Annotated in this window: 13 protein-coding genes; 3 read left to right on the forward strand and 10 right to left on the reverse strand. The window is 38.3% G+C overall.

The genetic code is table 11. The annotated features are described in order from the left end of the window. Positions 1-66 precede the first annotated feature (66 nt). The 4 genes from AT683_RS00425 to secM form a co-directional block, all read right to left on the reverse strand. Positions 67-1,923 carry a monovalent cation:proton antiporter-2 (CPA2) family protein gene (locus tag AT683_RS00425; RefSeq protein WP_038440301.1) on the reverse strand — a complete coding sequence of 619 codons (1,857 nt, stop codon included), beginning with the start codon at positions 1,921-1,923 and terminating at the stop codon, positions 67-69. Positions 1,924-2,031: 108 nt separating this feature from the next. Then, positions 2,032-2,442 (reverse strand): 8-oxo-dGTP diphosphatase MutT, encoded by a 411-nt coding sequence (gene mutT / locus AT683_RS00430; RefSeq protein WP_058222140.1) that lies wholly within the window; start codon positions 2,440-2,442, stop codon positions 2,032-2,034. A 64-nt stretch (positions 2,443-2,506) separates the two neighbouring features. Beyond that, positions 2,507-5,212 carry a preprotein translocase subunit SecA gene (gene secA / locus AT683_RS00435; RefSeq protein WP_038440303.1) on the reverse strand — a complete coding sequence of 902 codons (2,706 nt, stop codon included), beginning with the start codon at positions 5,210-5,212 and terminating at the stop codon, positions 2,507-2,509. 124 nt (positions 5,213-5,336) lie between these two features. Beyond that, the gene (gene secM / locus AT683_RS00440; RefSeq protein WP_005651471.1) at positions 5,337-5,639 is read right to left on the reverse strand and encodes a secA translation cis-regulator SecM; all 303 of its coding nucleotides are present in this window, start codon (positions 5,637-5,639) and stop codon (positions 5,337-5,339) included. Between the two features lie 79 nt (positions 5,640-5,718). Here secM and AT683_RS00445 point away from each other — a divergent pair, with 79 nt between their 5' ends. Beyond that, positions 5,719-6,033, forward strand: a complete 315-nt coding sequence (locus AT683_RS00445) for a DUF721 domain-containing protein (protein WP_011272280.1) — start codon at positions 5,719-5,721, stop codon at positions 6,031-6,033. A 27-nt stretch (positions 6,034-6,060) separates the two neighbouring features. On the opposite strand, the gene tadA is transcribed toward AT683_RS00445, so the two are convergent. The 6 genes from tadA to proB all read right to left on the reverse strand — a co-directional run bounded on the left by tadA (position 6,061) and on the right by proB (position 10,829). Continuing rightward, positions 6,061-6,582, reverse strand: a complete 522-nt coding sequence (gene tadA, locus AT683_RS00450; RefSeq protein ID WP_038440304.1) for a tRNA adenosine(34) deaminase TadA — start codon at positions 6,580-6,582, stop codon at positions 6,061-6,063. Continuing rightward, a complete protein-coding gene (locus tag AT683_RS00455) occupies positions 6,582-7,433 on the reverse strand; it encodes a thymidylate synthase (RefSeq protein ID WP_013527284.1) in 852 nt (283 codons plus the stop codon). The genes tadA and AT683_RS00455 overlap by 1 nt, the downstream gene beginning before the upstream one ends. Before the next feature lie 9 nt (positions 7,434-7,442). Then, positions 7,443-8,249, reverse strand: a complete 807-nt coding sequence (gene lgt, locus AT683_RS00460) for a prolipoprotein diacylglyceryl transferase (RefSeq protein ID WP_011272278.1) — start codon at positions 8,247-8,249, stop codon at positions 7,443-7,445. Positions 8,250-8,257: 8 nt separating this feature from the next. Beyond that, positions 8,258-9,052, reverse strand: a complete 795-nt coding sequence (locus AT683_RS00465; RefSeq protein ID WP_013527285.1) for a sulfite exporter TauE/SafE family protein — start codon at positions 9,050-9,052, stop codon at positions 8,258-8,260. Beyond that, positions 9,052-9,642, reverse strand: coding sequence for an RNA pyrophosphohydrolase (gene rppH / locus AT683_RS00470; RefSeq protein WP_038440307.1), 591 nt, complete (start codon positions 9,640-9,642; stop codon positions 9,052-9,054). Before rppH ends, AT683_RS00465 begins: the two co-directional genes overlap by 1 nt. 80 nt (positions 9,643-9,722) lie before the next feature. Beyond that, positions 9,723-10,829 carry a glutamate 5-kinase gene (gene proB, locus AT683_RS00475; RefSeq protein WP_005663647.1) on the reverse strand — a complete coding sequence of 369 codons (1,107 nt, stop codon included), beginning with the start codon at positions 10,827-10,829 and terminating at the stop codon, positions 9,723-9,725. Between the two features lie 100 nt (positions 10,830-10,929). Between proB and folA the strand changes: the two genes are divergently transcribed. Together folA and AT683_RS00485 are read left to right on the forward strand one after the other, a co-directional pair. Further along, entirely contained in the window at positions 10,930-11,412 is a 483-nt protein-coding gene (gene folA, locus AT683_RS00480; protein ID WP_038440308.1) for a type 3 dihydrofolate reductase, read from the forward strand. A gap of 172 nt (positions 11,413-11,584) precedes the next feature. Beyond that, positions 11,585-12,757 carry an EmrA/EmrK family multidrug efflux transporter periplasmic adaptor subunit gene (locus AT683_RS00485; protein ID WP_038440309.1) on the forward strand — a complete coding sequence of 391 codons (1,173 nt, stop codon included), beginning with the start codon at positions 11,585-11,587 and terminating at the stop codon, positions 12,755-12,757. Positions 12,758-12,766 lie beyond the last annotated feature (9 nt).

Here is a 12,766-nt window from a genome sequence, read left to right on the forward strand (position 1 = left end):
ATCACTCAAAAGTAAATACTTAAACGAGAAGTTAAAATTTAATATTTTTATAGATAAAAAATAATTTTATGAATGATCATTTGATATTTCTTCTTCAATTTTCTCACTTAGAATTTCTTCTGTTTCTTTATTTAATGCTTTTGTATCAAGATGCGGTTTAATAAATGGTCTTGGTGTCCAATATTTTTTTACTATTTCATTCGAAAAACCGTGTAAAACTTCTTCATTTAACCGTTCTTGATCCAATGTTCGTACTTCCTTAATAATTTCTTCCGCTTCAATTTTATCAATACCTAATTTCATCAATGTTGCTCGACTAAGTGTAATTGCTGATTCAAAAGTTTCACGCACAATAAAATCTACATCCTGCTTAATCAAACTAACTGTTGTTTTTCTGTCATAAGTTCGGGTTAAAATCGGTAAATTTGGATAAGCCTCTTTCATTTGACTGACAATATGTTCAATTCTTTGTGTATCGTTAATACCTAATACGACACATTTCGCCTTTTCAATTCCTGCGGCTCGTAAAACATCTAATCGAATACCATCGCCATAATAAACTTTAAAACCAAACTTTGCGGCAGCACGGATATTTTCGATATTACGATCAATCACTGAAACGCTAATTCCACGAATTAATAATGTTTGGCAGACAATTTGACTAAAACGTCCAAAACCAATAACTAAAACGTTATCTTCCAAATCCACGATGGTGTCTAGATCATTTTCATCAAGTTGATCAAGATGTTTAGGCTCTGTACGCTGTATAAGTTTGCGAGCAATTTGAGCGATAATAGGCGAAAAAAGCATCGAAATAATCACTGCAGCAGTGAATGTCGCTTGTTCTTCATTACTGATTACTTCTGCAGTTGCTGCGGCTGAAAAAAGAACGAAAGCAAATTCACCACCGTGTGCCATCAAAGACATTCGCCCTATGGCTTCTCGATGATCAAGACGGGTAATTCGGGCAATAATATAAACAGCACTGGCTTTTCCAAGTATATAAAGAAAAACAATTCCAAGTAGCAATATCCAATGATTAAACACTAAATGCAAATCTAAGGACATTCCTACGCCCATAAAAAATAATCCAAGTAATAAACCGCGAAATGGTTCTATATCCGCTTCAAGCTGATGGCGAAAAGCTGATTCAGACATCATCACACCAGCAACAAACGCGCCCATTGCCATTGAAAGCCCGCCAATTTCCATTGCTAATGCCGCACCTAAAACGACCAATAATGCACCAGCTGTCATCATTTCACGAATACGTGCTTTAGAAATTAAACGAAATAGTGGGTTCATTAACCATTTTCCAGCCACAATTAACCCCACAACAGCACTTAATGCTATGCCAATTGATACCCAATCAGTGTGTGGTGTAGCTTCTTTCGAATGGGGAGCAAGAAAAGCGACAGACGCCAAAAGTGGTACGATAGCAATATCTTCAAAAATTAATGTCGAAATTACACGTTGTCCTTTTGACGTAGAAGTAAGCCCCCTTTCTTCTAGTGATTGCATTACAATAGCAGTAGAGGAAAGCGTGAAACCCATACCAGCAATAAATGCAACTTCTTTTGTTAATCCTAATAAATAAATACCCGAAAAAGTGAGTAAGCAACCACATAATCCAACTTGTAACAAACCTCTGCCGAAAATAGCTTTACGCATTGCCCAAAGGCGTTCTGGATACATTTCAAGCCCGATAATAAAAAGAAACATTACCACACCTAATTCCGCTAAATGTACCACTGCTGTTGGATCTTGCACTATGCCAAAAACAGATGGGCCGATCAAACAACCTGCGACTAAATAACCTAGCACGCTACCCAACCCGAGTCTTTTAAATAACGGCACAATTGTTACACTAGATGCGAGTAAAATAACGACTTTAATCAGTTCTGGATTGGCAAGTTGAGACATAATGGCTCCCATAATGCAAAAAATACAAATATTTTGGCTAGTATATTAAAAAGTTATATGTGATAAATCATACTACATCTTTTAATATAACTTTAAACTACATTCATTTTATATGAAATTGTGAGTTTCATTTAGTAACCGATGAATTAATTTTGCATTCGCAGGTGGAAACTGTCCTGCATCTAGTTCGCGTTGTTCGATCCAAAAACCTTCTTGCCCCTCTCGCCCAAAAGGTTCGCCAATCCATTCATCTACCAGATAAAAGAAAAAAGAAATAATCTTTGTTGGATATTCAAATTGAAAACGTTCATAAAGTTCAGCATTTAATGCAACGATGCCTATTTCCTCTTCCAGTTCACGTTTTAAAGCCTGTTCTGAGGTCTCTCCCGCATCTACTTTTCCACCAGGGAATTCTAAAGATTGGGCAAAATCCTGTCCTTCTAAACGCTGCGTTAAATAGATCTGACCAAATTCATTACGAATAATCCCCGCAGCAACTTGTATAATTTTTTTATCCATTTTTCTATCCAATGTAGAGGTATGAAAAAAGTGCGGTGAAAAATCACCGCACTTTGATTGTTCATTAGTGGCGTGCCACACGACTGCCGTGACAATGCTTATATTTTTTACCCGACCCACAAGGACAAGGCTCGTTGCGTCCAATGCGACGATCTGAATAATCTTCAGTCTCTGAATTTTGAGTTGTCTGACTATTTTCATCCACAGGTAAATTATTTTGATTGATACGAGCAGCCATTTCTTGACGAGCACGTTCAGCTTCTTCCATTTCTTCTTGAGTACGCACACGTACACGGGTTAAAGTCGTGATAACGTGGTGTTTTAAGGAATCTAGCATTTCCGTAAACATACGGAAAGATTCTTTTTTATACTCTTGTTTTGGATCTTTTTGCGCATAGCCACGTAAATGAATACCTTGGCGTAAATAATCCATCGAAGCTAAATGTTCTTTCCAAAGTTCATCTAAGGTTTGTAACATAACACCTTTTTCAAAGTGGCGCATAGCGTCTTCGCCAGCCAAAACCTCTTTTTCTTTGTATTCCTTTTCTGCAATTTCCACAATGCGTTCGCGCAAACTTTCTTCGTGAAGATTATTATCTTCTTCTAACCAATTAGAAATCGGTAATTCCATACCAAACTCTTGGGCTAAACGTTCTTCAAGCCCTTTAATATCCCATTGTTCTTCCAAAGATTGCGGTGGAATATATTGATCAATCACACCATTAAACACATCGTGGCGAATGGCATTGATGGTTTCAGAAATATCATCATTATCAAGCAAATAATTGCGTTGCTCATAAATGGCATGACGTTGGTCATTTGCCACATCATCATATTCAAGTAGGTTTTTACGACCATCGAAATGGAAAGCTTCAACTTTTGCTTGAGCGGATGCAATCACTTTCGCCAACATTTTCGATTCCATTGCCTCGCCCGGTACAGTAAACGCTTTACGCATTAAATTGAGCTTACCCTCATTCAAATAAATGCGCATTAAACCATCTTCTAAAGAAAGATAGAAACGAGAAGAACCGGGGTCACCTTGACGACCTGAACGGCCACGTAACTGGTTATCAATACGGCGAGATTCGTGACGCTCTGTACCGATAATATGCAACCCACCTGCTTTCATTACAATTTCGTGGTTTTTCTCCCACTCTGCTTTAAGGGCTTCAATTTGTTCTTGAGTTGGATTTTCTAATTTAGCAGCCTGCGCTTTCCAGTTACCACCAAGAATAATATCCGTACCTCGCCCAGCCATATTCGTTGCGATAGTCACCGCACCAGGATAACCAGCTTCTGCCACGATTTCAGCTTCTTGTTGGTGGAATTTCGCATTCAACACATTGTGTTTGATGCCCGCTTTATCTAACGCTTTAGATAATTCTTCTGATTTTTCGACTGAAATCGTCCCCACTAATACTGGTTGCTGGCGTTCTACACAATCTTTAATATCTTCAATAATCGCATTAAATTTATATTGTTCATTTTCAAACATCACATCAGTGCGATCATCACGAATCATTGGACGATTTGTTGGAATTACAACAGTTTCCAAGCCGTAAATTTGTTGGAACTCAAACGCTTCAGTATCCGCAGTCCCCGTCATACCTGCAAGACGCTCATATAAACGGAAGTAGTTTTGGTAAGAAATTGACGCGACAGTTTGGTTTTCGCTCTTAATATCCACCCCTTCTTTTGCCTCAATGGCTTGGTGCAAACCATCTGACCAACGACGCCCCGCCATTGTACGACCAGTGTGTTCATCAACAATCACGATTTCACCGTCCTTCACAATGTAATCGACATCTTTTTCAAACAATGTGTGCGCACGCAATGCAGCCATAACGTGATGAAGCAATACAATTCGACTAGGAGAATACAAAGAGTCCCCCTCAGGCATTAAACCTTGCGTAATTAACCAATCTTCTACTTTTTCTTGACCACGTTCGGTTAAATGCGCCTGTTTAGATTTCAAATCTAAAGTGAAATCGCCCTCTCCTTGATATTCTTCCGTATCTTCTTTTTCTTGTTTAATTAAACTTGGGATCAATTTATTTACCGCAATATAAAGCTCTGAACTGTTTTCTGCCTGGCCAGAAATAATCAATGGCGTACGTGCTTCATCGATTAAGATAGAATCCACTTCATCCACCAACGCATAGCCTAAAGTACGTTGGAAACGCTCTTCTTTTGAGTGGGCTAAGTTGTCACGTAAATAATCAAAACCAAGTTCACTATTGGTTGCATAAGTAATATCTGCCGCATAAGCTGCACGTTTTTCTTCTGGCGATAAACCAGGAATATTGACGCCTACGCTCATACCCAAAAATTCAAATAACGGACGGTTTGTTTCTGCATCTCGGCGAGCAAGATAATCATTCACCGTGACAACATGAACGCCTTTACCTTCAAGAGCGATTAAATAACAAGGAAGAGTCGCCGTTAATGTTTTACCTTCACCAGTACGCATTTCTGCGATACAGCGGTTAGTCAATACCATCCCACCGATAAGCTGCACATCAAAATGGCGCATACCAAGCACACGCTTACTTGCTTCGCGTACCGTTGCGAATGCTTCTGGTAAAATTTGTTGCAAAGTTTCGCCACCACTTAAACGATCACGAAACTCTTGTGTTTTTGCTTTTAATTCATCATCACTTAATGCCTCAAAAGCAGGCTCCATTTTATTAATTTTTACGACTTGTTTTTTTAATTTACGTAAAACGCGTTCATTACGACTACCAAAAATTCTTGTTAAAATGCTCATAATTTCTCTTTTTAAATATATAAGTTAAATAGTTAAATGCTTATGAAATACTTTATTTCATGCACAATAATTTTTTAAAATATCGCTATTTCAATAGCAATATTCTTCACAAAAAACAGAAAAATTAAATAAGTAAGGGGCCTGCTCGAATTGGCGCACTAAGATTCAATACATCCGCTAAAAAGTGCGGTTGAATTTTAGGTTGTTTTTCAGTTTGACGGGAAATTGAAGGTTGAGGAATGGCTTGTCGTTGCACTTCACGAGCAACTTTTACCGTTTCTAACGCTTGTTGAATGGAAACACTTGAGGAATAATTTTCCGTATTATTTTGATTTTCAAAACTTTGTGCGTTAGGCAAAGCAAAAATCGCGATGATACTTAAAAGTAATCGCGACCAAAAATTCGGTTTGACAGTGCCTGAAATCATTCGTCTCATTGTTTATTATGAAAATTGCGTGTATTGTAGCGGAAATCTAAACTGATGTCATTTACTGGGGGCTGACTTTATGGAAAACAAGGCTGATCGTTATCAAAAAGCAGTCAATATTATGGATGTGCTTGAGCAATCGCCCTTTGCCAAAATAATCAAAAAAGGTCTTGCCATCAATGAACTTAATCAAAAATTTAACCGCATTTTTCCACAGGAATTTCACGGCAAATTTCGTATTGGCAACATAACAGATCATTTAATTTTTATTGAAGTGTCTAATGCTATTGTTCGGCAGGGGATTCTATTTAAACAAATTGAATTATTAACACTAATTCAAGAAGAATTTCCGCAAGTAACAGGGTTTGAGATAACGATCAATCCTGGATTTTAAGTTTCAAATATAAGGAAAAATAAAGAATTACTTATCAATCAAACTTTTTAATAATGCTTTCTCTATTTTTTTCTCCTCGCGTCTTTTCTGAAAAAATGTACTCAATTTTTGACTACACTCTTCTGCCAATACGCCAGATGTAATCTCTAAAGTATGATTCATCTTGTAATCATCAAAAAAATGAAAACGTGATCCAATCGCGCCAGTTTTATAATCAGATGCACCGAACACAAGGCGTTTAATACGGCTATGCAAAATTGCCCCTGCACACATTGTGCAAGGCTCTAATGTCACATAAAGCGTGCTATTCAGTAGGCGATAATTTTGAATATTTTTCGCGCCATTACGCAAAGCGATAATTTCAGCATGTGCGGTAGGATCGCTTTGAACAATGGAGAGATTCCAACCTTCTCCAATAATATTTCTAGCGTCATCAACCAAAACCGCCCCCACAGGAATCTCACCTAACGCTTCCGCTTTATCGGCAAGCTCAAGGGCGTAGCGCATCATTTTCTCGTCAAATTCTGACCGCACTTTTGCTGCATCCATTAGACGGAAAAAGGATATTTAATTGGCTCATGAGATTGATAGCCAACGACTTTAAAATCATCCATCGTGACCCAAGTTTCTAAATCTTCAAGGCTTTTTATATCTGGATTGATTTCTAATTTTGGCAAGGGGAAAGGCTTGCGTTTAAGTTGCACATCACGCATTAACTCAAGCTGATCTTCATAAATGTGCGCATTCACAATTTTATGATATGCCTTACCTGCTCTTTTACCCGTAATCTGAGCCATCAGAGCCAAGAAAGTAAACACCTGAATTTGATTGAAATTCAATCCAAGCGGAACATCACAGGAACGTTGATAACTAGTAAGATGTAAAGTATCGCCCACAAGAGAAAAAGTATGCGTGTGCATACAAGGACGAAGACAACCAAGATCAAATTCCCCAGGGTTAAAAAAAGTTAAAATCTCTCCTCTATCATCAATACCTTTCGTTAAGTTATTAACAATTTTACGTAGCTGATCTATGGTTTCTCCATTAGGCTTACGCCATGCTCTGCCTTGCACACCATATACGCGCCCCATATCATCAACGCCTCTACGATGCGGATTTGCAAGCCAAGCTGCATTTACATTCGCATTAGCATCCCAAGTTTTCGTGCCAAGTGCGCGGAAATCAGCGGCATTGTCATATCCACGAATATAACCTAGAAATTCAGCAATGGCCGCTTTCCAATAACTTTTACGGGTAGTAATCAGCGGAAATTGATTATTCGCCACATCATATTCTAAATCTGCATTAATGACCGTGAGGCAATGCTTACCTGTACGTTCATTAGCAACCCACTCCCCTTCACTAACAATGCGGCGACAAAGATCAAGATATTGCTTCATAAAAATCTCCTATTTTATGACCGCACTTTTGCGTGAATAAGCCCAAGCCATAATGAAAGCACCACCAATAATCATTGGTAAGCAAAGGGCTTGCCCTCGTGTAATAATCCCAAAGAAATTTTCAACTTCAGGTTCACGCACATATTCCACAATAAAACGGAAGACACCATAACCAATTAAGAATAAACCTGCAACAGAAGCCATTGGACGTGGCTTTTTAATAAAAATATTCAGAATCGCAAACAACACCAGGCCTTCTAAAAAGGCTTCATAAAGTTGTGATGGATGACGAGGCAGTAAAAGAGGATCATTCGGGAAAATCATTGCCCAAGGCACATTCGTTTCGCGTCCCCATAGTTCAAGATTAATGAAATTACCAATTCTGCCTAAACCTAAACCAAACGGAATCAAAGGCGCAACAAAATCAGCCGTTTGCCAAAAATTACGTTTTTGTGAATAGGATGTCCAAATCATAGCAACAATTACACCAATTAAGCCACCGTGGAACGACATTCCACCTTCCCAAACGCGGAATAAATAAAGTGGTTCTTGTAAGAAATGATCGAGATTATAGAAAAATACATCGCCAACACGTCCGCCAATAAACACCCCCATAAAACCATTGAAAAGTAAGGTATCAACTTGATCTACTGTCCAACCGCTATTTGGGCGATTAGCACGGCGAACCGCAAGCCAACGTGCAAAAACAAAACCTAAAAGGTACATCAAACCATACCAACGTAAGCCGATATTACTATCGCCAAGCGTAAAAATACTCGGATCAAAGTGGGGAAGAAGTAAATAATTTGAATTCATAATTTTCCTTATTTCAGAAACATATTGATCGCAACCACAATTAAGAAAAGGGCGAAACCTTTTTTTAAGGTTGAAACAGGCAATTTAGCGGTTGCACTTGCGCCTAATTTGGAAGTAAAAAATGAAGTGGCAGTAATACCTAACACTGCGGGAAGATAAATATAACCGAGCGAATATTCAGGCATTAATGGATTTCCCCAACCACTCACTATAAAACTAAACATCCCTGATATACCCAATAACATCCCACAAAATGCGGAAGAACCGATAGCTTGTTTGATATTAATGCCACGAGCAGTTAAAAACGGTACAATAAATCCACCACCGCCAATTCCCGCAGCACTAGATGCCATACCAATCAAAATACCGCCGATTACGGAAGCAAGGGGGGTAAGTGGTTTTGTTGTGACTTGATCTTTTTTAATCGAAAGTACCATTTTTGTGGCTAAATATACCACTAAGCAAGCAAAAATTTTGGCAGAAATTTCACGATCAAGTCTTCCAATGAATAAACCACAAATAAAAACAGAAAACATAATAACCGGAGCTAAAATGCGAACTGCCTGCCAGACTATGTTACCTAATTTATGATGACGTTGTGCCGATCCAATGCCAGTAATCACAATGGTAGCAAATGATGTTCCAAGTGCGGTAGACATCAACAAAGACTCTGGTACATCTACAATAGGCAGTAAATACACTAACGTTGGCACAATTACTAACCCACCGCCGATACCAAATAATCCTGCAAGAAAACCCGCTAATGCACCAACAAGTAAACAAAGAAGAATAAAAGTGAACATTATTGGCCTCTTGATTTATAAAAATGGCGTTTCGTGTATTTTGCCTGAGAATATTTTTTGTTTGCCGAATAATGCTGTGAATTTGCTTCACGAGATGCGGAAAATATTAGTGGATTGTCCGTAAATAGTATCGAAGCAAACTCTTTCATTACCTTTCGATAAACATCTCGCTTAAAAGACACAACTTGACGAACAGGATACCAAAAACTTACCCAACGCCACCCGTCAAATTCTGGCGATTTAGTTGTTTGCATATTGATGTTTTTTTCATCGCTAACAAGCTGTAGCAAAAACCAGCGTTGTTTCTGCCCAATACACATCGGCTTGCTATCATAACGCAATAAACGCTTTGGCAATTTATAGCGTAACCAATGTTTAGAAACATATAACAGACGCACATCTTTAGGTTGTAAACCAACTTCCTCGTGTAGTTCGCGATACATCGCTTGCTCAGCACTTTCATTATCATTAATGCCACCTTGCGGAAACTGCCACGAATTTTGCCCACAACGCTTCGCCCAAAGCACTTGCCCTTTGCGATTACAAATCACAATACCCACATTTGGACGGTAGCCATCAAAATCGATCACTATCGTTTTACCTTAAATTTTTCCTATAAAAATAGCTCAAGATTGTTTCATAAATCAGTGCTTTTATCAACCAAAGGACATTATGACAAAATAATCATATCATCACGATGCATTGCCACCGCGCCATATTCATAGCCTAAAACATTCTCAATGTCTGCTGATTTTCTGCCCTTAATTAATTGTAGAGCATCGCTGTTATAGCGTGGCATACCCAGCGCAATGTCTTTACCTGATTGAGTGCGTATTTTGACTACTTCACCACGCGAAAAACGCCCTTCCACGTTAATAATACCAGCGGGTAATAAAGATTTATTTTGTTCAAGAATGGCATTTTGCGCACCGTTATCAATGGTAATAATACCTGCCGATGGTGCGGCGAAAAGCCATTGTTTGCGGCTTTCTAATCGATCAGATTGGTGTGCAATAAATTTTGTACCAATATTTTGTTCATAAGCAAGATCTGCAATTACATTTGGGCGATTACCTGGAGCAATAATGGTTTCAATTCCAGAGCGAGTCGCAACATCGGCAGCAATGATTTTGGTCATCATTCCACCAGTACCAAGATTTGTACCACTTCCTCCTGCAATTGATCGAATATGATCGGTGATTTGTTCTACAACTGGAATTAATTTCGCTTCAGAATTTTTACGCGGATCACTATCAAATAAACCTTGTTGATCAGTCAATAAATAAAGCTGTTCCGCTTGCACAAGAATAGCGACTAATGCCGATAAATTGTCATTGTCACCTACTTTAATTTCCGCAGTCGCCACTGCGTCATTTTCATTAATCACAGGAATAATGTGGTTATCTAAAAGTGCGTGTAAAGTATCTCGCGCATTTAAAAAACGTTCGCGATCTTCAATATCTGCACGAGTTAATAAAAGTTGCCCGATATGGATATCATAAATAGCAAATAATTTTTCCCAAGCCTGAATTAATTGGCTTTGACCAACCGCTGCAAGCAGTTGCTTTGAGGCGATAGTGGGTGGTAATTGAGGATGATTTAAATAATGGCGACCCGCTGCAATCGCACCAGAAGTCACGATCACTATACGAAATCCATCATTATGCAATTGTGCAATTTGACGAACGATTTCCATCATGTGCGGTGAATTCAGTTTTGGCGAACCCTGAGTTAGCGTGCTTGTACCGAATTTCACAACGATTGTTTTTTTGTTCATAATCCTTTCCAAGTTCTTAAAATTGGCATTAACGTTATCACTAAATCAATGAAAAATCACTTAATATCAGGTATAGTAACGGCAAATTTTAGGGGGATTTATGACATTTAGTTTAATTGTGGCGACAACATTAAATAATGTGATTGGTAAAGATAACCAAATGCCTTGGCACTTGCCTGCAGATTTAGCTTGGTTTCGTCAGAACACCACTGGTAAACCTGTCATTATGGGGCGTAAAACCTTTGAAAGTATTGGTCGTCCACTACCTAAACGTACCAATATCGTACTTTCTCGCCAGCTTTTTGAACACGACGGTGTGGTATGGAAAGATAGCCTTGAAAGTGCGGTCAATTTTGTCAGAGATTTTGATGAAATTATGTTGATTGGTGGGGGAGAGTTATTCAAACAATATTTACCCAAAGCAGATAAGTTATACCTTACTCAAATTCAAACAGAACTAGATGGCGATACTTTTTTCCCTCAATTGAATTGGGAGGAGTGGGAAATTGAATTTGATGAATATCGTAAGGCGGATGAACAAAATCGCTATGATTGCCGATTTTTAATTCTTACCCGAAAATAAATCAAATAAATGAAACAATACTTCTAGAACATTCATTAATCTAGCAAAAACAAAGAGATGACAATTTCCCCTTGAGTTCCCCTTTTTAAAGTTTCATAATGACCTTTCATTTTATTTTTGATAGTTTTAAATATCCCATTTTTAAACATTATCCCAGCTTAGGGAAGGCATTATGACGCAAATTGCAACTGAAAACCCATCAACTAAATCTGTATCAAATAAAACTGACCGTAAAAAAGGCTTAAGCATTTTTATTCTTGTCCTGCTTATTATTGGTATTGCTTGTGCTTTGTATTGGTTTTTCTTCTTGAAGGATTTTGAAGAAACAGAAGATGCTTATGTGGGTGGTAATCAAGTGATGGTGTCATCACAAGTTGCAGGTAATGTGGCGAAGATTAATGCTGACAATATGGATAAAGTCCATTCAGGCGATGTACTAATTGAATTAGATGATACCAATGCAAAACTTAGTTTTGAACAAGCAAAAAGCAATCTCGCCAATGCGGTGCGTCAAATAGAACAACTGGGTTTTACTGTGCAGCAATTGCAATCCGCTGTGCACGCCAATGAAATTTCTTTAGCTCAAGCACAAGGCAATTTGACACGCCGAGTTCAACTTGAAAAAATGGGCGCAATTGATAAAGAATCTTTCCAACACGCAAAAGAAGCTGTCGAGCTTGCCAAAGCAAATTTAAATGCCTCTAAAAATCAATTGGCTGCTAATCAGGCTTTATTGCGTAACGTTCCATTACGTGAACAACCGCAAATACAGAATGCAATTAGTTCACTCAAACAGGCTTGGTTAAATTTGCAACGTACAAAAATTAGAAGTCCAATTGATGGCTATGTAGCGCGTCGTAATGCTCAAGTAGGGCAAGCCGTTTCAGTGGGCGGCACATTAATGGCGGTGGTTTCTAATGAACAAATGTGGTTAGAAGCTAACTTCAAAGAAACCCAATTAACGAATATGCGCATTGGCCAGCCGGTGAAAATTCATTTTGATTTATACGGTAAAAATAAAGAATTTGATGGCGTGATAAATGGTATTGAAATGGGGACTGGTAATGCGTTTTCTCTCTTACCTTCACAAAATGCTACTGGTAACTGGATTAAAGTGGTGCAACGTGTACCTGTGCGAATTAAATTAGATCCACAACAATTTGCCGAAATGCCATTGAGAATTGGTCTTTCTGCAACGGCAAAAGTAAGAATTGCAGATTCATCTGGCCCAATGTTACGAGAAAAATCAGAACAGAAAACTTTATTTGCTACTGATACACTTAAATATGATGAAAGTGCGGTAGAAGATTTAATTGAATCTATCATTCAGCAAAACAGCCATTAAGGCAGTGCT

Origin of the sequence: Haemophilus influenzae (genome assembly GCF_001457655.1) — a bacterium.
In the GTDB taxonomy this organism is placed as follows: Bacteria; Pseudomonadota; Gammaproteobacteria; order Enterobacterales; family Pasteurellaceae; genus Haemophilus; species Haemophilus influenzae.

What these genes read in the sequence shown, in the direction of transcription:
- proB (WP_005663647.1), bottom strand. Translation starts at nt 10,829, where the DNA reads ATGAACAAAAAAACAATCGTTGTGAAATTCGGTACAAGCACGCTAACT.
- AT683_RS00425 (WP_038440301.1), bottom strand. Translation starts at nt 1,923, where the DNA reads ATGTCTCAACTTGCCAATCCAGAACTGATTAAAGTCGTTATTTTACTC.
- AT683_RS00485 (WP_038440309.1), top strand. Translation starts at nt 11,585, where the DNA reads ATGACGCAAATTGCAACTGAAAACCCATCAACTAAATCTGTATCAAAT.
- AT683_RS00455 (WP_013527284.1), bottom strand. Translation starts at nt 7,433, where the DNA reads ATGAAGCAATATCTTGATCTTTGTCGCCGCATTGTTAGTGAAGGGGAG.
- AT683_RS00445 (WP_011272280.1), top strand. Translation starts at nt 5,719, where the DNA reads ATGGAAAACAAGGCTGATCGTTATCAAAAAGCAGTCAATATTATGGAT.
- mutT (WP_058222140.1), bottom strand. Translation starts at nt 2,442, where the DNA reads ATGGATAAAAAAATTATACAAGTTGCTGCGGGGATTATTCGTAATGAA.
- tadA (WP_038440304.1), bottom strand. Translation starts at nt 6,582, where the DNA reads ATGGATGCAGCAAAAGTGCGGTCAGAATTTGACGAGAAAATGATGCGC.
- folA (WP_038440308.1), top strand. Translation starts at nt 10,930, where the DNA reads ATGACATTTAGTTTAATTGTGGCGACAACATTAAATAATGTGATTGGT.
- lgt (WP_011272278.1), bottom strand. Translation starts at nt 8,249, where the DNA reads ATGAATTCAAATTATTTACTTCTTCCCCACTTTGATCCGAGTATTTTT.
- secA (WP_038440303.1), bottom strand. Translation starts at nt 5,212, where the DNA reads ATGAGCATTTTAACAAGAATTTTTGGTAGTCGTAATGAACGCGTTTTA.
- secM (WP_005651471.1), bottom strand. Translation starts at nt 5,639, where the DNA reads ATGATTTCAGGCACTGTCAAACCGAATTTTTGGTCGCGATTACTTTTA.
- AT683_RS00465 (WP_013527285.1), bottom strand. Translation starts at nt 9,052, where the DNA reads ATGTTCACTTTTATTCTTCTTTGTTTACTTGTTGGTGCATTAGCGGGT.